Below are 25,042 nucleotides of genomic sequence, written 5' to 3'. Positions count from 1 at the left end.
TCGGCCGATTACGTTTATAATAGGTGGTGGCAGTTGTTAATAAAGTGTCGTTTTGTTGACACATACCGTTCACAGGTGTATGGTTATAAAAGCATTTTACGGATTTTGGAGGAATGTATCATGGTGACAACAGTGCAGCGCACTTTCCTCAAGGAAGCGCCTGAAGCATTAAACATCGTCAAAAAAGTCAACCATGCTGTTTTAATAAGCTATTCCAGAAAAATTGAGAGCATAGATGCTCTTTCCTTTTTCATAAACGGGAAAGAACAATTTGCCGGGGAACGGTTCTTCTGGTCTGATCCGGACGGCGGGCTGACGCTTGTCGGGCTGGGAAAGGAAATATCGGTTTCCACAGATCTGAAGGATGCCGGACGTTATCAGGCTGTACATGAAAAATGGGAGCGCTTAAAAGAGAAAACCTATCACTTTCATGAAGATCAAAGCAGAGGTCAGGCAGCGGTGGGGCCATTGCTGTTTGGCGGTTTTTCATTTGATCCGCTGGAAGATCGCAAGCAGCATTGGAACGGCTACCAGGAAGGCGCTTTTTTTATTCCCGCCGCTATGCTGACACAGGACGGAGAGGAAACATTCATAACGGTCAATAGATGGAAGACTCCTGAAGAAGACGTGCGCAAAGTACTTGAAGAAATAAAGGGCGCTGCTTCACAGCTGACCAAGGCGGACGATTCCCGTTATCCGGAAAAAGGTCATACGCAATATACCGCCAAGGAAGAGCTTGATGTTCCTGAATGGCTTGAAGCGGTCCGGCGGGCGACAGACGACATTAAAAACGGGAAGTACGATAAAGTCGTGCTCGCCAGAGAGATCCTTTTAACGTTCGATCAGCCTGTCGAACTTCACAGAGTATTATTCAATCTGATGTCTGAACAAAAAACGAGCTATATATTCGCCATTGAAGAAAACGGCAAAAGTTTTGTGGGCGCGTCTCCGGAACGTCTTGTCAAAAAAGACGGAGAGAACGTTCTGTCGACCTGCCTCGCCGGTTCAATCAAGAGAGGCGAAAGTGAGCAGGAAGACCGGATGCTCGGTCTTGAGCTGTTAAACGATGAAAAAAATCTAATCGAACATGACATTGTCGTCAATATGATTCATCAGGCGCTTTTGTCAAATTGCAGCAATATCAAAAAGCCGGCCAAGCCGGGACTTTACAAAACAAAAAATGTGCAGCATTTGTATACGCCGATTGTCGGCAAAATGAATGCGGAGTCCTCGATTTTTGATTTAATCGAGAAGCTTCACCCAACTCCTGCGCTCGGAGGAGCACCACAGCAAAAAGCGATTGAGGTTATCAGGGAGTTGGAACCGATGTCAAGGGGCTGGTATGCGGCACCGGCGGGCTGGATCGACATGTCCGGCAATGGGGAATTCGCGGTGGCGATCAGGTCGGGACTTATCGATTCAAATGCGGCCAGAATTTTCGCCGGCTGCGGGGTTGTGGCTGATTCCGATCCTCTTATGGAATACGAAGAAACACAAATTAAGATGAAGCCGATGCTGTCTGCTCTTGGAGGCGATATCCGTTGACTGAAAATCCGATTACAAAATATATAGGGAATTTTATTGATGAGCTTTCCCTTGCAGGCGTGACAGAAGCGGTCATCTGCCCGGGATCAAGATCGACGCCCCTTGCGATTTTGGCCGCGAGTCATCCGGACATCAATGTTCATATCCATGTGGATGAAAGATCCGCTGCTTTTTTTGCAATGGGCATGGCAAAGGCAATGCGGAAGCCAGTCGCATTGATCTGTACATCCGGGACGGCTGCAGCGAATTTCTACCCGGCTGTGATCGAGGCTCATTATTCTAGAATACCGCTTATGATCTTAACGGCTGATCGGCCGCATGAACTGAGAGAAGTAGGAGCACCTCAGGCGATTGATCAGCAATTCTTATTCGGAAACTTTGTTAAGTTTTTCACAGACTCGGCTTTGCCTGACAGTCATCCTGACATGCTGGCGTACATCCGGTCTTTGGCAGCACGTGCAGCCGGAGAAGCCAAAAAAGCGCCGCGCGGGCCCGTGCATATCAACTTTCCGCTGAGAGAGCCGCTCATGCCGAACCTTGAGGATGAACCTTTTCAAAGGCTGAGAAGCGGCAGTCATGTGACGGTTGAAAGCGGCCGCTTCCGTGCTGATCGGCATGAGCTTGTAGCGCTGAGTGCTCTGATTAAAGAGACCGAAAAAGGCGTAATCGTCTGCGGAGAGCTGCAAGATGATGATGCAAAAGAACATATTGTAGCTCTTTCACAGGCAGCAGAATACCCAATTTTGGCTGACCCGCTCTCAAACTTGAGAAACGGCACCCATTCAAAAGAAACCATTATCGATGCATACGACTCATTATTGAAAGAAGAACAGCTGAAACGCGAGCTCATGCCTGAGCTTGTCATCCGCTTCGGTGCGATGCCGGTTTCCAAGCCGCTTTTTCAGCTGCTGAAGCAAAATCCGAGCATTAGGCAAATCGTCGTTGATCCAGATGGAGGATGGCGCGATCCGACTCAGCTCAGCGCACATATGCTGCATTGCACGGAAGAGGAGATTGCTGTTCTTGCGGATTCCGCTGTCAATTCAGAAAATAGGACAGGCAACTGGCTTGAGAAGTGGCGGTTTGCCAACAGCCGCTTCCGCGCTCTTTTAAGAAATCTTGAAGCTGAGGATCTTACCTTTGAAGGAAATATCTACCGGAACCTTCAGCATTTGATTCCGGACAACAGCTCCGTGTTTGTCGGAAACAGCATGCCGATCCGCGATGCGGACACATTTTTTGAAAATCAGGAACGGACCTTCCGGATTTTTGCCAATAGAGGGGCGAACGGGATAGACGGTGTTGTCTCAACGGCGCTGGGCATATATGCCGCAACGAAAGAACCGGTAACCCTTGTCATCGGCGATCTGTCATTTTATCACGACTTAAACGGCCTCCTCGTCAGCAAAACGCTCGATATTCCGCTGACTGTCGTTCTCGTCAACAATGATGGCGGCGGCATTTTCTCATTTCTTCCCCAATCTGCTGAAGAAAGGTACTTCGAGCTCTTGTTCGGAACGCCGACGGGTCTCGAATTCGAGCATGCTGCCAAGCTGTATGGGGGACGCTATATATGCCCTGAATCATCCGCACATTTTGCCGATGCGTATTTATCCTCCGTCAACCGCCGCGGCTTGGATATCATTGAGGTGAAAACGAAGCGCGATGATCGTGTGGAGCAGCATCGCCGGATGCTTGATTCCGCGCTGCATGAAATAAGAAAAGAGTGGCCGTTTTGAAATTGACACTGAAAGACGGCGTTTCCTATAAAATTGAAGACAATGGCCTGTCTGCAGAAAAAACGGCGGTGTTTTTGCATGGCTTTACAGGAAGCGCGGCCACATGGGACGGGATAGACGGCTATTTTCAGGGGATGCGTCTGATCAAGCTGAATCTGCTCGGACACGGCGGAACCGACTCGCCATCGGACAGCCGGCGCTACACAACAGAGAAGCAGGCAGCGGATCTCATCGAAATTTTTGATCGTTTAAATGTAAAACAGGCTTACCTCATCGGTTATTCAATGGGCGGCCGGCTTGCCTTATCCTTGGCGATGATTCACCCCGAGCGTGTGTCCGGTCTTGTGCTGGAGAGCAGTTCTCCGGGGCTTGATTCGCCTGAAGAAAGAAAAGCGCGCAGGGAGCAGGACAGCCGGCTCAGCAGGCGGATACTTGAAGAAGGAATCAAGTCTTTCGTAGATTATTGGGAAGGCATTCCGCTGTTTGCATCCCAGCTTTCAATGGACCCTTCAAAAAGAAAAAAAGTGCGCGAAGAACGTCTGAACAACAATCCGATCGGCCTTCGAGGCAGCTTAATCGGAATGGGGACCGGATCACAGCCGTCTTGGTGGAACAAACTGAGCGGGATCAATTATCCGGTGCTTCTCATCGCGGGAAGCCTGGATCAGAAATTTGTCGCCATCAATGAAAGCATGGCAAAGCGGATTCCAGCCGCCCGCCTCGAGATTGTTGAACATACCGGTCATGCGGTTCATGTGGAAGAGCCCGATTTTTTTGGTAGAATAGTAAGTGAGTTTATTTTAAAGTAGGAGGTACACATCAATGACTGTAGAATGGAAAAGCGAACGTCAATACGAAGATGTATTATATGAAACATATAACGGCATCGCCAAAATCACGATCAATCGCCCTGAGGTACATAACGCATTTCGTCCAAAAACGGTTTCAGAACTGATCGATGCGTTTGCATATGCGCGGGATGATGCCAATATCGGTGTCATTATCCTTGCAGGTGCCGGGGATAAAGCGTTCTGTTCAGGAGGAGACCAGAAAGTAAGGGGACACGGAGGCTATGTCGGTGAAGACGAGATTCCGCGTTTGAATGTGCTTGATCTTCAGCGGCTGATCCGCGTCATTCCGAAGCCTGTTGTAGCGATGGTGTCAGGCTATGCGATCGGCGGCGGCCATGTGCTCCACGTCGTATGCGATTTGACGATTGCTGCGGACAACGCGATTTTCGGACAAACAGGGCCGAAAGTCGGCAGCTTTGATGCGGGCTACGGATCAGGCTATCTGGCGCGTATCGTCGGACATAAAAAAGCGCGCGAAATCTGGTATCTGTGCCGTCAGTACAACGCTCAGGAAGCAAAAGAAATGGGCCTTGTCAATACGGTTGTACCGCTTGAAAAGCTTGAAGAAGAAACGATTAAATGGTGTGAAGAAATGCTTGAGAAAAGCCCGACAGCACTCAGATTCCTTAAAGCGGCCTTTAACGCCGATACGGACGGGCTTGCCGGCATCCAGCAGTTTGCCGGAGATGCGACACTGCTTTATTACACAACAGATGAAGCGAAAGAAGGCCGCGATGCGTTTAAAGAAAAACGCCGTCCAGACTTCGGACAGTTCCCGCGTTTTCCTTAAAAATCGGAAGAGAGAAACAGCTTGGTGCGACTGAGCTGTTTCTTTTATCATTCAAGACATTTTTTGGAGATGATGATATGCTGATGGACCATCCGAATTGGCTTAAACAGCGAGCAGAACTGACACCTGACAGGATGGCTGTGATTCAGGGAGATCACAAGCTGACTTTTATTCAATTATTTCATGAAGCAAAAAAAACGGCCGGCCGGCTGAAGAGCTTTGGTCTGAAGAATGGGGATACAGCGGCTTTACTTCTCACAAACCGGATGGAGATGGTCATCGCCGTCCATGCCTGCTTTCTTCTCGGCGTTCGCATCGTTTTGCTGAATACGAAGCTGTCAATGGCCGAACGATCATATCAAATTGAACATTCTGAAGCAAAGCTATTGCTTACAGAGAAGCCTTTCATAGAAGAGCATAGAGGGGGACAGCCGGCTCGCGCTGTTGACATTGAAGACGTTCAAAACGCCGCTTGCCCGCCGGTTACAGAAATCGAAAGCATTCATTTGGACGATGCGGCAACAATCATGTATACGTCTGGAACGACCGGACGGCCGAAAGGGGTTATGCAGACATTTGCAAACCATTATTTCAGCGCGGTTTCATCCGCCTTGAATTTGGGGCTCCAAGAACACGACCGCTGGCTGATCGCCTTGCCGCTTTTCCATATCAGCGGCTTATCGGCGCTTTTTAAATCGGTCATTTACGGAATGACTGTCGTTTTGCATCAAAGGTTTGACGCGGAAGAAGTTCTTCGTTCGATCAAAGACCAGCAAGTAACGATTGCATCGGTCGTTCAGACGATGCTGTCGAGGCTTGCGGCAAAAGTCGACAGATGCCCCGGATCATTAAGGTGCCTGTTATTGGGCGGAGGGCCAGCACCGCTTTCTCTCCTTGAGGAATGCAAAAGAAAGCGGCTGCCCGTCGTACAGTCGTACGGAATGACTGAAACGTGCTCACAGATTGCGACCCTCGCCCCGGAATACTCGATTGAAAAGCTCGGTTCAGCCGGCAAACCGCTGTTTGCATCAAGCATCAAAATCGAAAAGAACGGAACGGAATGCCAACCCGGAGAACATGGTGAAATAACCGTAAAAGGGCCGACCGTTATGAAGGGCTACTTGAAAAATGAGGCGGCAAATAAAGACTCATTCAATGACGGCTGGTTTAAAACCGGTGATATCGGGTATTTTGACGATGACGGATTTTTATATGTGCTGGACAGGCGTTCAGACTTAATCATATCAGGAGGAGAAAACATCTATCCGGCTGAAGTCGAGGCCGTTCTTCTGTCACACCCCAATGTCGCGGAAGCGGGGGTGAAAGGAGTCGATGACAAAACTTGGGGAAAGGTTCCCCACGCCTATCTCGTCGCCGACAGCCCCGTTGATGAAGAGGAGCTGAGCGAATTTTGCAAAGAACGGCTTGCTTCATATAAAGTGCCTAAAGCATTTCATTTTGTCGATAGGCTGCCGAGAAATGCTTCAAATAAACTGATGAGACATAAATTGTAGAGGGAGAGCGCCATGATTCAAATCAAACAGCTGACATTGTACCATCTCAGCATGCGGCTGAAAAAGCCTTTTAAATCAAGCTTGGAAACCTTTCAGGATCGCAAGTTTATCATCGTTGAAGCTGCTGATCAAGAAGGTGTGACAGGCTGGGGGGAAGTATCCGCTTTTTCATCTCCGTGGTACACCGAAGAAACAACGGAGACATGCTACCACATGCTCAAAGATTTTTTGATTCCGGCTGTGCTGCGCGAATCATTCACACACCCTTCCGAAGTGCCCGAGGCGCTTCGCGGATTCAAAGGCAACCGAATGGCAAAGGCCGGCCTTGAAGCCGCCTTTTGGGACATTTACGCCAGGAAAAAAGGGATCTCTTTAAGAGAGGCGCTGGGCGGAGTAAAAACAGAAGTTCCTGCCGGAGTCGTCGTCGGTCTTGCCCCATTGGATGATATGCTTCAGGAAATTGAACAATATGTAAAAGAAGGATATCAAAGAATAAAAATCAAAATTCAGCCCGGGCAGGATATAGAGCTTTTAAAAGAAATACGCCGGCATTTTCCGAAGGTGCCGCTGATGGCAGATGCCAACTCTTCTTATGAATTAAAAGACATCAGCCGGATTAAAGAGCTTGACGCATTTAAATTAATGATGATCGAACAGCCGCTGGCTGATGATGATATCGTTGACCACCGCCATCTGCAAAAACATATCAAAACATCAATTTGTCTTGACGAAAGCATCCGTTCGGCTGCTGATGCGCGAAAGGCAATTGAGCTCGGCAGCTGCAAAATTATCAATATAAAGCCGTCCCGAGTCGGCGGTTTGACAGAAGCTCTGAAAATCCACGACATCTGCAAAGAACATCAAATGCCTGTCTGGTGCGGCGGCATGTTTGAAACCGGCATTTCAAGAGCCCATAATCTTGCACTGAGTTCTCTTCCGCAGTTTTTGATTCCCGGGGATCTTTCTTCATCCTCAAGGTATTGGGAAGAGGATATCGTAAAACCGGAAATCCGGATCGAGGGCGGCTATATTCAGGTTCCAACCTTACCGGGAATGGGATTTGAAGTCGATACTCATATTTTAAGAAAGAATTCATCTAAAATAGACGTTTTTAAGCAGTAAAGGCTGTTTTAAACGCCGATTTCCAGATTTTCAAGCTTTGTTAAATAGGCGGCCTCTCATGTATATTAAAGCTGTACATTATTCCCTTCTCGTTTGGACCGGCTTTCTAGCCGGTTTTTTTAACATAAAAAGAGCTGCCTTTATGACAGCCCTTTCCTTTAATCGCCCAAAAGCAAATCTTCGTGCACGATCTGTCCGATCACCCGGTCCGCTTGATCCGGCAGCCCGTCGAGACAGCCGTATTCATAATCCCATAAGTTCATGAAGGAGCGGGCGGCTTTTTGAAATGCGGTTTCATCCGCCCCGTGGATTTCCTGATAAAAAGCCTGTAACAGCGACTCTTTATTCACGACTGTCCCTCCTTCATTCATCCGTTTTAATGATGTTCAGGTTTAAAGGTTTTGCAATCCGTTTCTTCACTATTAGAAGCTTTTTCACCTTCAGCATGGCTGACGACATAGATGGCGTCGGCTGTGCATTTGTTACCCTCTTCCCAATAGGTGCAGTTGCTGACTTCACACAGTATTTTTTGCTCCATTTAGTTTGGGCCCCCTTTAAAAGTTGTACACATTTAGCTTAACCTTATTCATGCTGTTTGATGTACCGCTTGTCCTTCATGAACAATTTCCAGAAATAATAAAAGCCGGGGAATAAAATAATAAAACCGACGATGTAGGAGATGAACAGCGCCCTGAATGTCTCCGGTGCGGTGAAGCCCGATTGAATCGTGACATCAGGATAGACCATGTAAGGAAGGTGCGCCCTCCCGTACACATAGCTCGCCGTAAAATACTGCAGCGTAATGGCGATGACAGCCAGGCGCGGCTTTCCCAGCCGGTCGCTGTTATGTCTGTTTGGCAGAAACAGAGCCGCAAATGCGACGAGAAACAGCAAAAACGATAAAATCAGCCATGGAAGCCCGTCCATCATTTTTGTATAAAGCCAGCTGGCTTCCGTCCTCATGGTCATCATGATGCTGAACGACATGAGCAGTGCGAGCGGCCCGGTAATTAAAGCGTTTCGGCGGTAGACCTGATACGCGTCTTTTTCTCCGGCTACATTTGAAAAATCAGCCAGCAGCAGTGAAGACAGAAACAGCGTACTGAAAATGGCGAAGCCCATAAAAGAATAGGCATGAGGGCTTAAAAACAAATTGACAAAGTCCAATTGGTGGCTTCCGTCTACCTGGTATACGAAATTGCCGTGTGTCACAGGCAAGACAAGGATTAAAACAGCCGGAATGATAAAGCCGCTGATCCCTGAAACGTAAGTCAGCGCCCTTTCATAATCTTTTGCAGCGTGGGAGAAGACCAAAAATCCGCTTCGAATCGCCAAAAGCAATAAAATGATGCTGCCGGGAATCAAAAGCACAGTCCCCAGCACAAAAGTGCCGCCCGGGAAAAAGCTGAAAAGGGCTACGACGATTCCGACGATGAAAACATTGGTTACTTCCCAGGTCGGAGAAAGATAGCGGTTTGCAATATTGGTTGCTTTCAGCTGTTTTTTGTTCATATAAATCATCGACCAAAATCCCGCTCCAAAATCCATCGACGCCATAACGGCGTATATAAATATAAATCCCCAGACGATCGAAATAGCCAGCAGGGCATCTGTTGTTCCATCCAGTTGCATCATATGACTTCCCTTCTGTTTTTTTTGTGCATTCAGCTGCTTTTTAAGTCCTCTTCAACAGGATGGCGTTTAAAGTAATATTGCAATACGAACACCACCGCTGCTCCTAAAATGATATAGACGATAAAGAACAAAAGAAACAATATGCCGATCGAGCCGGAGGTGGTCACTACTTCCGACGTTTTCTGCATATGGTAAATGACCCAAGGCTGCCTTCCGGTGCAAGCGAATACCCAGCCAAGTTCGATTGCGAGCAATGCGAGCGGGCCGCCGGTTATGAACACGGCCAGCATCCAGCGGGGAAAGCGGTCTTTTTTCATGACTTTTCTCCAAATAAAACCCACAGCGGCATAAACAATCAAAAGGCTGCCGATAAAAACCATGCCGTTAAATAAGGTATGAATGAACAGGGGAGGCCACTCATCCCTTGGAAAGTCATTCAGCCCTTTTACGACGGTGTCAAAGCGGTTGTCGGCCAAAAAGCTTAAAGCCCACGGAATCTCAATCGCCCATTTCACCGATTGCGTCTTTTCATCAGTAAATCCGCCGATCGCAAGAGGAGCATGGGACTGGGTTTCAAACAGCCCTTCTGCGCCCGCCAGTTTTTCAGGCTGGTAGCGGTGAAGTAGCTGTGCGGATTCGTGCCCGCTCAGAGCCGTGACCAGAGAAAACGCTCCTCCGACAATCAGCCCGAGCAGCAGCGCTTTCCTATGAAGGGCGTAGACTCTATCATCGCCGCGGTTTCGGAGCATTTTGTAGGCGGCTATCGTCGCAATAATAAACGCACCTGTCATAAAAGCGGAGACGACAACATGTCCTGCTGTGGCCACAAAGCTTTTGTTGAAGAACGCCGTCCACGGCTGAACATCCGTAATTTCACCGTTTACAATTTTGAAGCCTTCTGGCGTTCCCTGAAAAGCGTGCACATTTGTAATCAAGATGGCCGATGCGGCTGCTCCGATAACGATAAAAATGACGGCTGTAATTCTCATAAGTGGAGTCAGCCGATCGGCTGCGTAAACATAAATGGACATAAATAAAGCCTCAATAAAAAAGGCGTAGATTTCAATTTGAAATGGAAGGGACATGACTTTTCCGATCACTTCCATGAATCCCGGCCAGAGCAGGGCTAGCTGCGTGCCGGCAATGGTTCCGGTCGGTATGGCGACCCCGAGCAACACGGCCTGCGCCTTCGTCCATCTTTTGGCCATAATGGCGTAGTGGGGATCTTTCGTTCTTTGATAGATCAGCTCGGCCAGCAAAATCATCAAAGGAATTCCGACACCGAGCGAGGCAAAAATAATATGGAATCCCATCGTTGTTCCGAAAAGGCTTCTTGCAAAAATCAAGTCATTCATCCGGAAAACCACCTTTCATTTACACCATTTTGCTTTTTATTGTTTACCGCCTTTTTTAGATTATTCTTCCTGTAGGAGGTTAAAATGGATAAAGGGATTAAGTATGGCAAATGAACATTCATTTTTGACACAGGGATTTGAAAGGTATATAATAAAACGTAATTATTACGTTTTGACGGGAGGAATGGCATATGAAACCAAATATTCATCCGAAAACTTATCAAGTGATCTTTCAGGATGTAAACAGCGGGTACCGTTTTTTAAGCCGCTCAACTAAAACTTCCGATGAGACGGCCGAGTGGGAAGACGGCAAGACGTATCCCGTTATAAAAGTTGAGGTGAGCTCTGATACCCATCCGTTTTATACCGGAAGACAGAAATTCAATGAAAGAGGCGGAAGGGTCGAACAGTTCAAGAAAAGATTTAATATGGATTAATAAATTAAAAAGACCGGATGTTTCCGGCCTTTTTTTTCGTCCATTTAAAAAACAAGCGCATGACATCTCATGCGCTTGTTCTCTGTTATTTGCTTGATAAAGCTTTTTTCAAGACGTCCAGGTTTTCTTTCATGATGGCGGTATAATCTTTGCCGCTTTCAATGTCTTCTTTTGTTACAGATTCAAGGTTTTTCATCGTCAGACTTTCCGCTCCGATTTCTTTTTTGATGATCTCGGAGATTTTGCTGCTGACATTGCTTTCAAAAATGATATATTTAATATTATGTTCTTTCGCTGTTTTAACAATGTTTTCAAGCTGCTTTTGTGAAGGTTCCTCAGTAGGCGAAAGGCCGAGAACGCTTATCTGCTTAATGCCGTAGCGTTTTTCCCAGTAGCCGTAGGCGGCATGTGAGACGAGAATTTCTTTTTTATCAGCTTTGTCGACTGTTTGTTTGAAGTCTTTGTCAAGCTGCTCCAAGTCTTTTTTTAATGACTCATAGTTTTTCGTAAACGTTTTTTCGTGTTCAGGTTCTAATTTTACGAGTTGGTCTTTAATGTTTTCGGCCATTTTTTCAGCAAGGACAGGATCAAGCCATGCGTGCGGGTCATGATCTCCATGGTCGTGATGATGATCGTGACCTTCGGCTTCTCCGTGTTCATGTTCTTCTTCATGTGCATGCTCATCGTGCTCACCGTGTTCTTCTCCATGTGCATGCTCATCATGTTCGCCTTCTTCTTCACGTGACAGAAGGTCAATGCCCTCCCCGGCTTTGACGATTTTGACGTCGCTGTTTTTAAGTGTGCTTACAGCTTTGTCTGCGAATCCTTCAACACCGACTCCAGAGTATATAAAGGCATCCGAGTCGGAAATTTCCGCCATCGTTTTTGAGCTTGGCTCGTAAGTGTGCGCTTCAACGTTTGGCGGGTAAACACTTTTAACGTTCACATATTCTCCGCCGATCTTTTTGGTGAAGTCTTCAAGCGGATAAATGGTTGTATAGATGTCCAGCGTGTCTTTATTTTCTTTTTGTTCACTGGAAGCTCCATTGCTTGAGCAACCCGCTGTTAATCCGGCAGCAAGAATGAATGCAGATGCTATTCCGAATGTTTTTTTCATGGTATTTCTCCTCTCAATGTAAAACTGAAATGGTTCCGATTTAATGGTCCTGTATCATTGTATCGTAATAATTACGATTTGAAAAGAGGAAATGATAGTTAAATATACTCAGGCAGTGAATCAAGTAAGGCCGACCAGTCTGAATTCATTTCTTTATCTGTAAGAAGGGTCTGATCCAGGGAGCGGATAATGTCTTCCTGATTCATGTCAATGCCGATAAAAACGATTTCCGTTTTCCGGTCTCCGTATGTTTCATCCCAGTCCGCTTTCAAATTAGGGTCCTCTTCAAACGCGAGCTTTTGTTCTTCCTCGGTAGACGCTGCAATCCAGGGGCCCGCGCTTTGGATCATCAGGGAAGAGCCTGCCTGGGACAGAAGGCCTGCTGTGTCATTTCGAGAAGCAAGCCAGAAGAAGCCTTTTGCTCTGATAATTTGCGGCGGCCAGTTTTCAAGCCAGCGCTTCAGTCTTTCAGGATGGAAAGGCCTTTGCTTTTGATAGACGAAAGAAGAGATTCCGAATTCCTCTGTTTCAGGTGTGTGCTCTTCATTCAGCTCTTTGATCCATCCCGCTGATTGACTTGCTTTTTCAAAATCGAACGATTTCGTATTCATGATGGCCGAAAGCGGCACTTTTGCGAATGCCGCAGAAATGATTCTGCAGTCCGGATTCAGTTTTCTCAGGGACCAGAACAGCTTTTCCTGCTCTTCTTCATTGAGTAAATCAGTTTTATTCAAAATGAGGACATCGGCAAATTCAATTTGCTCAATTAAAAGGTCGGCCACTTCCCGGCTGTCCGTTTCATCTGCCGCCTGCTTCCGTTCCAATAGGCTCTCGCCCGAAGCGAAGTCCTCAAAAAAACGGCTGCCGTCGACGACGGTGACCATTGTATCAAGCCTGCAATATTTGCCTAAATCAATATTCAGCTCCTCATCTTTGTACGTAAAGGTTTGGGCGACGGGAATCGGCTCGCTGATACCGGAAGATTCAATGAGAATATAATCGATTCCGCCGTTCTCCGCCAGCTTTTTGACTTCGATGAGCAGATCGTCTCTCAGCGTACAGCAAATGCAGCCGTTCTGCATTTCGACAAGCTTTTCATCCGTGCGGATGAGGTCACCTTTTTTCACGAGGGAGCCGTCGATATTAATCTCGCTCATATCATTGACGATCACGGCGATTTTCAAGCCGTGCGCTTCATGCAGGACATGCTGCAGCAGCGTCGTTTTCCCGGACCCTAGATAACCGCTTAAAACAGTGACCGGAATCAGGTTTTCCTTCATGTTTTTCACCTTCCTTAAAACGTAATTGTTTCGATTTGCACAAAGGAAATCTTACTGGACTTGTGAAAAAAATACAAGAAATATGTTATATTTAGATATAAAAAGCGTTTAGAAAGGAAATGAGCCATGAAACTTTTGGATAATATTCTACAGTTCAATCAACAGTTTGTTGAACGGCAGGACTATCAAAAATATCAAACAAGCAAGTTTCCCGATAAAAGAATGGTGATTCTGTCTTGCATGGACACAAGGCTTGTCGAGCTGCTTCCTCATGCCATGAATATGCGGAACGGAGACGTGAAGATCGTTAAGAGCGCGGGCGCACTCGTGGCTCATCCTTTCGGAAGTATTATGCGGAGCATTCTCGTTGCGGTATACGAACTGAACGCTGATGAAGTATGCGTGATCGGCCATTATGACTGCGGCATGAGCAAGCTGAGCTGCGACAGCTTTTTGGACAAAGTCGTCAAGCGCGGCATTCCAAAAGAACGGATTGAAACGCTTGAGTACTCCGGCGTCGATTTTGAACAATGGCTGAAAAGCTTTGATTCTGTAGAGGACAGCGTCAGGGACAGTGTAAGCGTTATTCGGAACCATCCGCTGATGCCGGAGGAAGTACCTGTTCACGGACTTGTCATTGATCCGGAAACAGGCAGACTGGATCTCATTGTCAACGGATATCCGGAAGAGCGCTAATCCTTTTGCTTTTTTTCCGGAACGGGATCTATTCCGCCGGGATGAAACGGATGGCATTTTAGAATCCGCTTGATGGTGAGCCATCCGCCTTTAAATGCGCCGTGCTTTTCGATCGCTTCAAGACCGTAATTGGAGCATGTCGGATAAAAACGGCAGGTCGGCGGAAGAGCCGGTGATATCCATTTTTGATAAAAGCGGATGAGCAGCAGGAATACGGTTTTCATGTTTTTCGCACCTTTTTTGTTTTGATCTTATTATAATATAAGCAAAAAACGCATAAAAAGGAAAAGCATTCACCTGAAAACTTATCGGTAAAGTATGATATAATACAAAAAGACCGATTAGAGGGGAGAGAGGAACCATGCCTTCAGTTGAAAGTTTTGAGCTTGACCATAATGCGGTAAAAGCGCCTTATGTCAGACACTGCGGCGTCCACAAAGTGGGAACGGACGGCGTCGTCAACAAGTTTGACATCCGTTTTTGCCAGCCGAATAAACAGGCAATGAAACCTGATACGATTCATACTTTGGAGCACCTTCTTGCATTTACAATCCGCACATATGCGGAAAAATATGACCACTTTGATATTATCGACATTTCGCCGATGGGCTGCCAAACGGGCTATTACCTGGTGGTAAGCGGTGAGCCGAAAGTGGAAGAAATCGTTGATTTGCTTGAGGATACGTTCAAAGAAGCCGTTGAAGTGACTGAAATTCCGGCGGCTAACGAAAAACAGTGCGGCCAGGCAAAGCTTCACGATCTTGAAGGCGCAAAGCGCATGATGCGTTTTTGGCTTTCGCAAAATAAAGAAGACCTGCTCAAGGTGTTTGGGTAAAATGATTGAAAAAAACCGGCTCATAAGAGAGCCGGTTTTCATTTTTTGTTCACAAAGAAAATAATGCCATTTATCCCTGAACTTTGCTACACTTTATATTGTAATACATATCATAGAAGAAGGGTGATAGGATGCGTTTTGGAAAATGGTTCATTCTCTTATGTTTAGCGGTCGGTCTTTCCGCCTGCAGCCAGGGGGACAAGCAGGCGGCATCGGATGAGGAGCCCAAAGTGCTGACGGCAAAACTGGCGACGCCTGAATCGGCGGCCAAAAATGAAAAGGCTGTCATAAAAGCGACCGTCCTCTACGGGGAAGAGCCGGTTGCAGATGCCGATGAGGTGGAGTTTGAATGCTGGAAGGCCGGGAGCAAGGAAGATAGCGAGCTAATCAAAGCGAAGAATGAGGGAAAAGGCGTATACAGCATGGAAAAAGCGTTTCCTGAAGACGGCCATTACAAAGTCCAAGTCCATGTCACGGCGAAAAAACAGCATACAATGCCTGTTGCAGACATTAAAGTAGGGAAAGCGACGGATGAGACCGATGAAGATGAAAAAGAAGAAGCCCACCATCATTGATGGGGCTGTTCTTCTTCCCGCGACGGGAGGGGATCGACTTCATGCTTGAAGTCATAAGCTTTTGATGTTGTGACAAGCGATATGGCCAGAACGGCGCCGGTGATCAGAATTCCTACAATAATCCAAAAGAGGATCATCACTTACCTCCGAATAGCTTTTTCCAACAGTTTACCATATCAGGCAAAGAAAATCATGATAAAGAGTAAAAGAAATGTTTCCTGCACAAGCTAAACGGGTAAATCAAAAGTAAACGAAAAGGAGGACGATCTAATGTCTGAAAAATTGAAAGCAACCGTCAACAAACAAGTCGCGAACTGGACCGTTCTATATGTGAAGCTACATAATTATCATTGGTATGTGAAAGGGAAAGATTTCTTTACGCTGCATGAAAAATTCGAAGAGCTTTACACAGAAGCGGCAGAGCATATCGATGATTTGGCTGAACGCCTATTGGCCATACAGGGCTCTCCGGTCGGAACGATGAAGGAATGCCTGGAAATGTCCGCGATTAAAGAAGCGGACGGAAGCGAGTCTGCTGAACAAATGGTGCAAAATATTTATAATGACTTTTTAACGGTGGCTGAGGAGCTGAAAAGCGGAATGGAGCTTGCCGATGAAGTCAACGATGAAACGACGGGAGACATGCTGCTCGCGATTCATCAATCGATCGAAAAACACAACTGGATGCTGAAAGCCTACTTAGGGTAAGGAAAAGCTCGGGCAATGCCTGAGCTTTTTTGTGTTTTCGTTCTTTTTAAAGCCTTTTTTAGAAATTGTCAAACAATTCATCCAAGCCTTTCAAAGTCTTTTTTCATAGGATAAGCTATGAAAAGTCTTTTTTGAAAGGATGTTGAAGCATATGTTTAAGGACTTAAGCATCTTTTCGCTCTTTACAATTGGTTTATCGGCCATCGGATTTTTGTTTGGCCGAATCGAATATTTATTTATGATCTTAATTACGCTGATGGGCATTGAATTTGTCAGCAAAAGCTTGAACGAATGTGTGGAAGATCGATTTACAATTAAGAGGCTGTTTACAAGGCTGGCGAAAAAATTGGTTACGCTCTTTCTGATATCCGTTGCCCACCTTTTTGATCAAATGCTGCAAACAGGCAGTTCGATCCGCGATTTTTCTATTATGTTTTATATTTTATATGAAGCGTTTCAAATCGTGAGCACGGCTCATTCGTTAGGAATCCCCGTGCCGCAGATGTTATTGGACATTTTAAATACCATAAAGGAAAAACTCCGGGGAAAGCCGTAACATTTTAAAACAACTGGTCATACTAACACGAAAAAGGATGATTGGCTTTGGAAAAAAAGACATACTATGTTTCGGTGCAAGATGGAATGATTTCGCAGAGCTCTGACGCTTCCCCGTGGGAATTTCAAATTTCGGCGACAGATGATGACATCATCATTTTAAGGGAATATTTTGATCAGCTGTATTCAGAAGACTGGGTCAACTTTTTCAGAGCTCACGTGCCTGCGGTCGAATATCACAATGACAGTGCAAATGATAAAATGGACGAACTGCGCAAAGACATTTACTCGATGCTTTACCGTCTGGGCAATGAAGAAACCAAGTCATTTATCAGTGAAAACGGCCTTGCCGAACTCAATTCAGCAGATTAAAAAATGCCGCTTTTGAAAAGCGCCCGCAGGCGCGGAGTCATCCAGCCTTGCCGCCTTCTCACTCAGGAATGGACAATGAAGTTCTTTAGGGAACGATAAAATTACTGAACTGAACTGGACAAAAACTCTACCGAAAGAACCAATATATGATATGATGAGTGGAAGAAGCAAGGAAACGGATAAGAGGGATTAGGATGTACGAATTTAAAGATTTTTACCGTAATACGGTTCAGCTTTCTTTTGAGAAGGAACCTTTTTCAAAAGAACCAAAGCATGTATGGGTGATCTGCCGTTACGAGGATCAATGGCTGCTGACAAATCATAAGGACAGGGGCCGTGAATTCCCCGGCGGCAAAGTCGAACCGAGCGAAAACGCTGAGGAAGCGGCTTTGCGGGAAGTGAAGGAAGAAACGGGCGCTGTCGTAAGAAAGCTGACCTATCTCGGACAATATAAAGTTCTTGGCAGGGAGAAAGTGATCGTCAAAAATATTTATTTTGCCGATATCGAAAAGATAGAAAAACAGCAGACGTACTATGAGACGAATGGTCCTGTTTTGCTGAAGAGCCTCCCGAAGGATATCGCAAAAAACAAAAATTACAGTTTTATTATGAAAGATTCCGTCCTGACGATCAGTCTTGAAAAGCTGAAAAAGGCCGGCATCATCAAATAAAAAGCCCTGCATTTGCAGGGTTTTTTCATGTTATACTCTGCCTTTCATCCACTTTCTTTCCAACAGCTCGACACCTTGATACATCAATGTTGCGAAGACGGCGATGATCAGGAGGCTCAGCATGACGAGGTTGAAATTAAAGACTTGAAAGCCGTAGATGATCATATAGCCGAGGCCTTGAGCCGATACTAAAAATTCTCCTACGATGACACCGACCCAGCTCAAGCCGACATTGACCTTCAGTGTAGATATGATCGTCGGAATGGAAGCGGGCAAAATGACTTCTTTGAAAATCTCGCGTTTCGTAGCGCCGAATGTTTTCATCACTTTTAAATAGTTTTCATCAATTTCTTGAAAGGACGTATAGACGACGATAGTCGTAATGATAACGCTGATGATGGCGCCCATTGCAATAATGCTCGTCAAGCTGGGGCCGATCGCAACGATGAGAATGGGACCCAGCGCCACTTTCGGCATCGCATTTAAGACGACAAGATACGGATCTAATATTTTGGAGAGCCTCGGGAACCACCATAAGAGGGCGGCTAGAAAAGTTCCAAGCAATGTTCCGGCCAGAAAGCCGAGGATGGTTTCAAATACGGTTACACCGATATGTCCCGGCAATGATCCGTCTCCCATTTTTTCGAGGAAAAGCGCCCAGACGGCTGAAGGAGAGCTGAAGATCAGCGGATCGATCCATGCCAGACGGCTTGCGGTTTCCCACAGCGAAAAGAAAACGATGAAAATCGCGATTTGAAAAAAGCGGACCCGCCTTTTTTCGGCCTGCTGCTCCTTTAAAAAAGCCTCATGAAGGAAGTCAACTTTTGGTTTCGGATGTTTGTTGTTCAAGGTCATTGAGCTCCTTCCATATGTTCTGAAAGAGGGGCTGAAATTCCGGTTCCTGCCTCGCTTCAAACGGTGTCAGCTTCCTGATCGGTTCAGGAACGGCAAATGTTTTATGGATAGTGCCCGGCTGCTTTGAAAATAGCAGAATCCGGTCGCTCATCGCTATCGCTTCACCGATATCATGGGTCACGAGCACCGCTGTTTTTTGATACGTCTTTAACGTGTTGAACACTAAATCTTCGAGGTTCAATTTTGTCTGATAGTCAAGGGCTGAAAAAGGTTCATCAAGCAGAAGGATATCGGGGTCGACAGCGAGAGTGCGGGCAAGCGCCGCCCTTTGCCTCATGCCGCCCGAGAGCTCTTTTGGATACTTTTTTTCAACCTCGTAAAGCCCGAATTTTTTCAGCAGGCCGAGAGCGGTTTCCTTCGTTTCCGGGCCTAGTTTTTTGGAAATGTGCAAACCGATTAAGACGTTTTCCTCAATGGTTTTCCAGGGAAATAAATAATCCTGCTGGAGCATATAACCGATGTGCCGATCCTTTCCATCAGGTGTGCGCCCTTCAACCAAGACGCGTCCTTCCGTGGGGGAAACGATGCCGGCGATGATCGATAAAAGCGTTGTTTTGCCGCATCCGCTTGGGCCGAGAAACGAAACAAATTCGCCTTTTTCGACTTCAATGCTGACGTTTTCCAGCGCCGCTGTTTTTTCCTTCAATGAAAAGTAAGTATGTGTGACATCCTGAACTTGCAGAAAAGACACTGCGGCCACCTCCTAGTAATTTTTTGTGACCTTTTCGGCGATCTTTGTATTGACCAGCTTTTGATGAGGGGTGCGCTTCGGCAGCTCGCCGGCTTCATCCATGATGGTTTGAAGCTGGTTCCATTCTTTTTCATCCAAAACAGGATCAAGAGCAAAAGACTGTTGTTGTTTATACCGTTCGATTGAAGATGCAATGATTGAAAGCTCGGTATCTTTAAAATAATCTTGAATGCTTTCGGCTGCTTCTTTTGCAGAGTGCGTCTCAACCCACTGCTGCGCTTTGTAAACCGCGCGGGTGAACTTTTCGACCGCTTCTTTGTTTTTCGTTAAATAGCTTTGTTTGGCCATAAAAGTTGTATATGGGATTCGGCCCGATTCTTTTCCGAAGGAGGCGACAATGCGGCCGATGCCTTCTCTTTCAAAAATGGATGCCTGGGGTTCAAATAATTGAACATAATCACCTGTACCAGATGCAAAGCTGTTTGCGATATTCGCGAAATCAATCGTTTGGATCAGATCCACATCCTTTTTAGGATCGATGCCTTTCTGTTTGAGGACAAATTCGCCTGCCATCTGCGGCATTCCGCCTTTGCGCTGGCCAAGGAACGTTTTGTCTTTCAAATCATCCCAGCTGAAATGCCCCGAATCGTTCCTGGAGACGAGGAAGGTTCCGTCCGTCTGGGTAAGCTGTGCAAAATTAATCACCGGATCGCTTGCGCCCTGGGCATTTACGTATATTGACGTTTCCGAGCCGACAAGCGCAATATCGGCGCCGTTTGACAGAAGGGCAGTCATCGTTTTATCTCCGCCCCAGGTCGTTTTCAGTTCAACATCAAGGCCTTCTTCTTTAAAAAAACCTTCAGATAAGGCGATATATAAAGGCGTATAGAAAACGGAACGGGTCACTTCCGCCAGACGGATCTTTTCGGTCTTTTGTCCGCCGCATGAAGCGAGGATAAACAGCATCATGATGAAGGATAATATGGTAAAAAAGAAACGTTTCAAACCGATTTCCCTCCTTTGATTTCGGTTATTTTCGGCATAAAATAGTTTATGTTATATACTAAACAGGTGTGAGGGACAGCTGCGGATTAAAAGAGGTGACGTGACGAATGTGGATAGAAAAAAGAAGGTTTCCATCGCCGAACAAAGAGGTGCGTCTGTTTTCCGTCACATACCTTTCACAAGGACTCAAGGTTAAGGGGCTTTTGGCCGAACCGGCCGCTCCCGGAAATTATGACGGGTTTTTGTATTTGCGCGGCGGAATTAAAAACGTCGGGATGGTCAGACCGGGCCGAATCGTCCAGTTCGCTTCACAGGGCTTTGTCGTTCTTGCTCCGTTTTACAGGGGCAATCAAGGAGGAGAAGGCGATGAGGATTTTGCAGGTAATGACCGGGAAGATGCTTTTGCCGCTTTTCGTCTTCTTCAGAAGCACGAACTGGTAAAGGACGGACGCGTTCACATTTTTGGCTTTTCCCGCGGCGGAATCATGGGCATCTTAACGGCAATCGAAATGAAAGCAGCGGCCGCTTCGTTTGTGTCTTGGGGCGGTGTCAGCGACATGGTCATGACCTATCGCGAACGAAAAGATTTGCGGCGGATGATGAAGCGGGTCATCGGCGGGACGCCTGAAAAGGTTCCCGAAGCGTATGAATGGAGGACGCCTTTTGACGAGCTGGAGAAGATTGAAGCGCCCGTGCTTTTGATCCACGGAGCAAACGATGAAAATGTCTCCATCGAGCATGCGCGGCGTCTTGAGCGTGAACTTCTGCGAAGGAACAAGTCTGTGGATACGTGGTATTTCAGCCAATATACCCACTATTTTCCTCCGCGCGAAAACAGGCGGATTGTTAGAGAATTATCCCAATGGATGAAAAGCCGTCCTTGGACAAGTTATGGTAAACTAAAGTAAAAGAGAAAAGGAGGGGGACTTTAGGTGGGAATGCCAGTTGAATTTAACACGATGATTGTGACAAAAGGAAAAGAAACGCGGGTTGAGGAAAATGTGTTTACACTCGAGAAAGAAGGTTATCGGGTTTACCCTCTTCATGTGCCGCTTGAAGTCAGAAAGACCAAGCGGGGCGACATTACCGGCACCGCGCAGGCGGAGCGCCTTGAATGGTCAGACGGACGGACTCATTTAACATACAGGCTCGTATCATTAAATTCCACGAATTAAAAAAAGCCAAGGCGCGGATAGCGTCCTTGGCTTTTCTGTATTATGCAGGCACATTTTCCTCTTTTCCGATTCCTTTTTTGGAAGTCAGCCTGTGAATCAGCATGGTGAGAGCGCCGTCTCCTGTTACGTTCGTTGCTGTGCCCAAGCTGTCCTGGGCAAGGTAAAGAGCGATCATCAACGATACGCTAGTTTCATTAAAGCCGAGCATCGACTGCAACAATCCGGCAGCGGCCATGACGGCACCGCCTGGTGCACCGGGCGCTGCGACCATTGTGACGCCAAGCATTAAAATGAACGGCATCATGACCGAAAAAGTCGGCGTTTGACCGTTTAGAATCATCACGCCCATTGCACAGCTTGTCAGTGTAATTGTGCTTCCTGACAAATGAATGTTGGCCAGGAGCGGAACGGCGAAGTCAGCCACTTTTTGGCTTGCCCCCGTTTTTCTGACTTGTCTCAGCGTAACGGGAATCGTTGCCGCTGACGATTGTGTGCCGAGCGCGGTGAAGTATGCCGGTGCTACGATTTTCAACAGCGACAGCGGATTTCTGCCGTTTGCAGCACCCGCAACGGAGTACTGAATCAAGAGTATGACAAGGTGAAGCACGATAATCATCACGAAAACTTTCGCAAATACGGATAGAATCGTCTGCACCTGACCGCCGAACGTCATATTGGTGAAAATACCGAAAATATGAACAGGCAGTAACGGAATAATAATATATGATATCAGCTTTTCAACGATCGTTTGAAATTCATCAAACGCGTTTTTTAATGTTTTTCCGGGCAGATAAGCGATGCCGATCCCCATGATGAAAGCAAAAATCAGTGCGCTCATCACGCTCATAAACGGCGTCATTTCAATGGTGAAAAATCCTGCTTGCAGTACTTCTTCCGGATTTTTAAACTCCTGCAGCTGATGGCCGGAAATGATCGCGGGAAGAAGGTTTGAACCGACAAGGTACGCCAGGAGGCCTGCAAAAATGGTTGACGTGTAGGCGATACCTGCCGTAATGCCGAGGATTTTTCCGGCGCCGCTGCCGATTTGTCCGATGCCGGGAATAATAAAAGCGATAATAATAAAAGGAATGACAAATTTAATGAAGCTTCCAAAAATATCATTGAAAGTAGCTGCCGTTTTGACGAACCAAAGCGGAGCAAAGCTTCCGACGATAACACCAAGAACAATTGCCGTAATGATCCTTGGCAGTAATCCAAATTTCATAGATGTGTCCTCCTGAAATATACAAATGTTTTTATAATATTAACATATGAAAGATTTCTTTTGTTAAAAATAAAAAAAGTCTGTATTTTCAAATAATAATACTTGCAAATTGGAATCGTTTTATCTGAGGCGGTGCTTGACTGTCATCTTGATCATTGCCCAGGAAATGGCATCGGCCGCTGATAGGCGAAGAGGTTTTCGATAAACTGGATCAGCGCAGAAGATCTGCGCTGATGCAAGCAGGCTGAGTTAAACGAGCGGTCCTCCGGCTTTTTCGATGTTTTCCGTATTGGAGAACTTTTTGAAATTCTGTTTGAATGCTTTCGCCAGGTGGATCGCTTTTTCCTCGTATTCGTTTTCATCTGTCCAAGTTTTGGCCGGGTCAAGCACTTGATCAGGCACACCCGGAACGTGGACAGGTGAATGAAGTCCGAAAATGCGGTCAGTCCTCATTTCGGCTTTATCCAGTTCTCCTTCTATTGCGGCCTGAACCATCGCTCTCGTATATGCGAGGCTCATTCTTTCCCCGGTTCCGTATCCGCCGCCGGTCCAGCCTGTATTGACGAGAAAGACGCCGACCCCGTGCTCATCGATTTTTCTTCCGAGCATTTCAGCGTACACATGTGCCGGAAGCGGGAGGAACGGTGAACCGAAGCAGGTCGAGAATGTGGCTTCAGGAGTGGTGATCCCGCGTTCGGTGCCGGCGAGCTTGCTTGTATATCCGCTCAGGAAATGATACATGGCTTGTTCTTTCGTTAACTTGCTGATCGGAGGAAGCACGCCGAAAGCATCTGCGGTCAAAAATACGATGGTCTGCGGGTGCGCTGCGATGCTCGGCTTGACGATGTTGTCAATCGCGTCAATCGGGTAAGCCGCTCTAGTGTTTTCCGTGTAGAATGAGTCGGAATAGTCCGGCTCTCCGGTTTTGCTGTCAACCACGACATTTTCGAGAACGGAACCGAAGCGGATCGCATTGTAAATCTGCGGTTCTTTTTCTTCGCTTAAGTTAATGCATTTGGCGTAGCAGCCTCCTTCAATGTTGAAAACGCCTGTGCTGGACCAGCCGTGTTCGTCGTCGCCGATCAGCTTCCGCTTCGGATCGGCGGAAAGCGTCGTTTTGCCTGTACCTGACAATCCGAAGAAGAGAGCAGTTCCGCCTTCCTCGCCAATGTTTGCCGAACAGTGCATCGGTAGAATGTTTTGTTCAGGCAGAAGAAAATTCATAATAGAAAAAATCGATTTTTTCATCTCTCCGGCATATTCGGTGCCTCCGATTAAGATCGTCCGCTTCTCAAACGACACGATGATAAACGTTTCAGATCTGGTTCCGTCAACGAGCGGATCGGCTTTGAAATGCGGAGCTGAAAGAATCGTAAACGGCTGTTCTTCAGGTTTTTTATCATGTTCTTCAGGTCTGATGAACAACTGTCTTGCAAACAGGTTGTGCCAGGCGAACTCGTTGACAACAGTAATCGGAAGCCGGTATTTTTCGTCTGCTCCTGCAAACCCTTCAAATACATACAATTCATCGCGTTCCTTTAAATAGCCGAGCACTTTTGCGTACAGCCGGTCAAAGGCGGCTTCTGAAATCGGCTGGTTTACTGCGCCCCAATCGATTTTGTCCTTTGTGCTCGCTTCTTCCACAATGAATTTGTCTTTTGGCGAGCGGCCGGTGTATGTACCGGTTGTTGCCCGCACGGCTCCGGAAGATGTCAAGACTCCTTCTTTGCGCTCAAGGATCTTTTCAACCAAATGGGGAACGGATAAGTTCATCTGAACGTTTTCGCCCGTTAATAGCGTTTGTAAGTCAGTTGTTAAATCTACAGAATTCATAAAAAACCTTCCTTTGCGTGTTTTTTAATGTGTATAACATTAATGTAGAATTAGTATAACACATTTACTCTTATAGTCTATACCGTTTCTTCATTTTTCGTTCGGGTTTTTTCTCGTAGGACAAGTTCAAATTTATTTCGGCCGATATTGACATAACAAGCCATTTTAAGATAAGATATTTCATTGAGCGGATACTCTTATCCCGAGCTGGTGGAGGGACAGGCCCAATGAAACCCAGCAACCGGTTTCTCTTATTAATGGAAAAAAACAGTTTCTGAGACAACTACGGTGCTAACCTGATGCAAGGTGTTCAATACCTTGAGCGATAAGAGTGAAAGGCACGCAATACCAGACCCTTTCCTCACCGAATAGGAAAAGGTTTTTTTATTGCATAAATCGAG

The 25,042-nt window shown here is 46.5% G+C and carries 29 protein-coding genes and 1 riboswitch; of the genes, 16 read left to right on the top strand and 13 right to left on the bottom strand.

The features are described from left to right. The first annotated feature begins 120 nt into the window (after positions 1-120). The 6 genes from TRNA_RS37435 to menC all read left to right on the top strand — a co-directional run bounded on the left by TRNA_RS37435 (position 121) and on the right by menC (position 7,561). Positions 121-1,545 carry an isochorismate synthase gene (locus TRNA_RS37435; protein ID WP_009329432.1) on the top strand — a complete coding sequence of 475 codons (1,425 nt, stop codon included), beginning with the start codon at positions 121-123 and terminating at the stop codon, positions 1,543-1,545. Further along, positions 1,542-3,284 (top strand): 2-succinyl-5-enolpyruvyl-6-hydroxy-3-cyclohexene-1-carboxylic-acid synthase, encoded by a 1,743-nt coding sequence (gene menD / locus TRNA_RS37430; protein WP_009329431.1) that lies wholly within the window; start codon positions 1,542-1,544, stop codon positions 3,282-3,284. The genes TRNA_RS37435 and menD overlap by 4 nt, the downstream gene beginning before the upstream one ends. Then, positions 3,272-4,093 (top strand): 2-succinyl-6-hydroxy-2,4-cyclohexadiene-1-carboxylate synthase, encoded by an 822-nt coding sequence (gene menH, locus TRNA_RS37425; RefSeq protein WP_009329430.1) that lies wholly within the window; start codon positions 3,272-3,274, stop codon positions 4,091-4,093. The genes menD and menH overlap by 13 nt, the downstream gene beginning before the upstream one ends. A 13-nt stretch (positions 4,094-4,106) precedes the next feature. Further along, a complete protein-coding gene (menB, locus tag TRNA_RS37420; RefSeq protein WP_003184637.1) occupies positions 4,107-4,925 on the top strand; it encodes a 1,4-dihydroxy-2-naphthoyl-CoA synthase in 819 nt (272 codons plus the stop codon). A 77-nt stretch (positions 4,926-5,002) separates the two neighbouring features. Further along, on the top strand, positions 5,003-6,439 hold the full coding sequence (locus tag TRNA_RS37415) for an o-succinylbenzoate--CoA ligase (RefSeq protein ID WP_009329429.1): 1,437 nt from the start codon (positions 5,003-5,005) through the stop codon (positions 6,437-6,439). Positions 6,440-6,451: 12 nt separating this feature from the next. After that, positions 6,452-7,561 (top strand): o-succinylbenzoate synthase, encoded by a 1,110-nt coding sequence (gene menC, locus TRNA_RS37410; protein WP_009329428.1) that lies wholly within the window; start codon positions 6,452-6,454, stop codon positions 7,559-7,561. Between the two features lie 158 nt (positions 7,562-7,719). On the opposite strand, the gene TRNA_RS37405 is transcribed toward menC, so the two are convergent. From TRNA_RS37405 to TRNA_RS37395, 4 genes are read right to left on the bottom strand one after another with little or no spacing between them, the layout of a single operon-like run. Further along, positions 7,720-7,911 carry a hypothetical protein gene (locus tag TRNA_RS37405; RefSeq protein WP_003184632.1) on the bottom strand — a complete coding sequence of 64 codons (192 nt, stop codon included), beginning with the start codon at positions 7,909-7,911 and terminating at the stop codon, positions 7,720-7,722. A 26-nt stretch (positions 7,912-7,937) separates the two neighbouring features. Then, positions 7,938-8,099 (bottom strand): DUF1540 domain-containing protein, encoded by a 162-nt coding sequence (locus tag TRNA_RS43420; RefSeq protein ID WP_003184630.1) that lies wholly within the window; start codon positions 8,097-8,099, stop codon positions 7,938-7,940. A gap of 44 nt (positions 8,100-8,143) precedes the next feature. Continuing rightward, positions 8,144-9,187: a cytochrome d ubiquinol oxidase subunit II gene (locus TRNA_RS37400; protein ID WP_025806211.1), complete on the bottom strand. Its 1,044-nt coding sequence runs from the start codon at positions 9,185-9,187 to the stop codon at positions 8,144-8,146. 38 nt (positions 9,188-9,225) lie between these two features. After that, positions 9,226-10,551 carry a cytochrome ubiquinol oxidase subunit I gene (locus tag TRNA_RS37395; protein WP_003184626.1) on the bottom strand — a complete coding sequence of 442 codons (1,326 nt, stop codon included), beginning with the start codon at positions 10,549-10,551 and terminating at the stop codon, positions 9,226-9,228. Between the two features lie 191 nt (positions 10,552-10,742). Here TRNA_RS37395 and TRNA_RS37390 point away from each other — a divergent pair, with 191 nt between their 5' ends. Continuing rightward, positions 10,743-10,988, top strand: a complete 246-nt coding sequence (locus TRNA_RS37390) for a type B 50S ribosomal protein L31 (protein WP_003184624.1) — start codon at positions 10,743-10,745, stop codon at positions 10,986-10,988. 85 nt (positions 10,989-11,073) lie between these two features. Here TRNA_RS37390 and TRNA_RS37385 read toward each other — a convergent pair whose 3' ends face one another. Together TRNA_RS37385 and TRNA_RS37380 are read right to left on the bottom strand one after the other, a co-directional pair. Beyond that, a complete protein-coding gene (locus TRNA_RS37385; RefSeq protein WP_009329427.1) occupies positions 11,074-12,105 on the bottom strand; it encodes a metal ABC transporter solute-binding protein, Zn/Mn family in 1,032 nt (343 codons plus the stop codon). A 98-nt stretch (positions 12,106-12,203) separates the two neighbouring features. Further along, on the bottom strand, positions 12,204-13,385 hold the full coding sequence (locus TRNA_RS37380; protein ID WP_009329426.1) for a GTP-binding protein: 1,182 nt from the start codon (positions 13,383-13,385) through the stop codon (positions 12,204-12,206). A gap of 126 nt (positions 13,386-13,511) precedes the next feature. Here TRNA_RS37380 and TRNA_RS37375 point away from each other — a divergent pair, with 126 nt between their 5' ends. Continuing rightward, entirely contained in the window at positions 13,512-14,081 is a 570-nt protein-coding gene (locus tag TRNA_RS37375; RefSeq protein ID WP_003184618.1) for a beta-class carbonic anhydrase, read from the top strand. Here TRNA_RS37375 and yidD read toward each other — a convergent pair. Continuing rightward, the gene (gene yidD, locus TRNA_RS37370) at positions 14,078-14,305 is read right to left on the bottom strand and encodes a membrane protein insertion efficiency factor YidD (protein WP_003184617.1); all 228 of its coding nucleotides are present in this window, start codon (positions 14,303-14,305) and stop codon (positions 14,078-14,080) included. The two genes, TRNA_RS37375 and yidD, sit on opposite strands and share 4 nt — an antisense overlap. A gap of 137 nt (positions 14,306-14,442) precedes the next feature. Between yidD and TRNA_RS37365 the strand changes: the two genes are divergently transcribed. Continuing rightward, a complete protein-coding gene (locus TRNA_RS37365) occupies positions 14,443-14,916 on the top strand; it encodes an S-ribosylhomocysteine lyase (protein ID WP_003184615.1) in 474 nt (157 codons plus the stop codon). Positions 14,917-15,047: 131 nt separating this feature from the next. Next, positions 15,048-15,491, top strand: coding sequence for a FixH family protein (locus TRNA_RS37360; RefSeq protein ID WP_009329425.1), 444 nt, complete (start codon positions 15,048-15,050; stop codon positions 15,489-15,491). Here TRNA_RS37360 and ytzI read toward each other — a convergent pair. Continuing rightward, complete coding sequence (gene ytzI, locus TRNA_RS43415; protein ID WP_011201722.1) at positions 15,485-15,628, bottom strand: YtzI protein; 144 nt, start codon at positions 15,626-15,628, stop codon at positions 15,485-15,487. The genes TRNA_RS37360 and ytzI overlap by 7 nt on opposite strands. Positions 15,629-15,761: 133 nt before the next feature. Between ytzI and TRNA_RS37355 the strand changes: the two genes are divergently transcribed. The 4 genes from TRNA_RS37355 (at position 15,762) to ytkD (ending at position 17,797) form a co-directional block, all read left to right on the top strand. Next, positions 15,762-16,199 carry a Dps family protein gene (locus TRNA_RS37355; protein ID WP_003184609.1) on the top strand — a complete coding sequence of 146 codons (438 nt, stop codon included), beginning with the start codon at positions 15,762-15,764 and terminating at the stop codon, positions 16,197-16,199. Positions 16,200-16,350: 151 nt separating this feature from the next. Then, positions 16,351-16,755, top strand: coding sequence for a phage holin family protein (locus tag TRNA_RS37350; RefSeq protein WP_003184607.1), 405 nt, complete (start codon positions 16,351-16,353; stop codon positions 16,753-16,755). 47 nt (positions 16,756-16,802) lie between these two features. Further along, complete coding sequence (locus tag TRNA_RS37345; protein ID WP_003184604.1) at positions 16,803-17,126, top strand: hypothetical protein; 324 nt, start codon at positions 16,803-16,805, stop codon at positions 17,124-17,126. A gap of 194 nt (positions 17,127-17,320) precedes the next feature. Then, positions 17,321-17,797 carry an RNA deprotection pyrophosphohydrolase gene (gene ytkD, locus TRNA_RS37340; RefSeq protein ID WP_003184602.1) on the top strand — a complete coding sequence of 159 codons (477 nt, stop codon included), beginning with the start codon at positions 17,321-17,323 and terminating at the stop codon, positions 17,795-17,797. Between the two features lie 30 nt (positions 17,798-17,827). Here ytkD and TRNA_RS37335 read toward each other — a convergent pair whose 3' ends face one another. The 3 genes from TRNA_RS37335 to TRNA_RS37325 are packed head-to-tail and all read right to left on the bottom strand — an operon-like array spanning position 17,828 to position 20,408. Next, positions 17,828-18,652: an ABC transporter permease gene (locus TRNA_RS37335; protein ID WP_009329424.1), complete on the bottom strand. Its 825-nt coding sequence runs from the start codon at positions 18,650-18,652 to the stop codon at positions 17,828-17,830. After that, on the bottom strand, positions 18,615-19,403 hold the full coding sequence (locus TRNA_RS37330; RefSeq protein WP_003184598.1) for an ABC transporter ATP-binding protein: 789 nt from the start codon (positions 19,401-19,403) through the stop codon (positions 18,615-18,617). Before TRNA_RS37330 ends, TRNA_RS37335 begins: the two co-directional genes overlap by 38 nt. Before the next feature lie 12 nt (positions 19,404-19,415). After that, the gene (locus TRNA_RS37325) at positions 19,416-20,408 is read right to left on the bottom strand and encodes an ABC transporter substrate-binding protein (protein ID WP_003184596.1); all 993 of its coding nucleotides are present in this window, start codon (positions 20,406-20,408) and stop codon (positions 19,416-19,418) included. 107 nt (positions 20,409-20,515) lie between these two features. Between TRNA_RS37325 and TRNA_RS37320 the strand changes: the two genes are divergently transcribed. Together TRNA_RS37320 and TRNA_RS37315 are read left to right on the top strand one after the other, a co-directional pair. Then, positions 20,516-21,316, top strand: a complete 801-nt coding sequence (locus tag TRNA_RS37320) for an alpha/beta hydrolase family protein (RefSeq protein WP_009329423.1) — start codon at positions 20,516-20,518, stop codon at positions 21,314-21,316. A 24-nt stretch (positions 21,317-21,340) separates the two neighbouring features. After that, positions 21,341-21,583: a DUF2584 domain-containing protein gene (locus TRNA_RS37315; protein WP_009329422.1), complete on the top strand. Its 243-nt coding sequence runs from the start codon at positions 21,341-21,343 to the stop codon at positions 21,581-21,583. A 40-nt stretch (positions 21,584-21,623) separates the two neighbouring features. On the opposite strand, the gene TRNA_RS37310 is transcribed toward TRNA_RS37315, so the two are convergent. Both TRNA_RS37310 and pckA read right to left on the bottom strand, forming a co-directional pair. After that, positions 21,624-22,808 carry a dicarboxylate/amino acid:cation symporter gene (locus TRNA_RS37310; RefSeq protein WP_003184590.1) on the bottom strand — a complete coding sequence of 395 codons (1,185 nt, stop codon included), beginning with the start codon at positions 22,806-22,808 and terminating at the stop codon, positions 21,624-21,626. A 249-nt stretch (positions 22,809-23,057) separates the two neighbouring features. After that, entirely contained in the window at positions 23,058-24,641 is a 1,584-nt protein-coding gene (gene pckA / locus TRNA_RS37305) for a phosphoenolpyruvate carboxykinase (ATP) (protein WP_003184588.1), read from the bottom strand. Positions 24,642-24,835: 194 nt separating this feature from the next. Next, positions 24,836-24,973, top strand: a riboswitch (SAM riboswitch). Positions 24,974-25,042 lie beyond the last annotated feature (69 nt).

This window comes from Bacillus licheniformis DSM 13 = ATCC 14580, assembly GCF_000011645.1.
Classification (GTDB): Bacteria; Bacillota; Bacilli; order Bacillales; family Bacillaceae; genus Bacillus; species Bacillus licheniformis.
The sequence above is the reverse complement of the archived record's forward strand: the minus strand, read 5'-3'. Positions and strand labels throughout refer to the sequence as shown.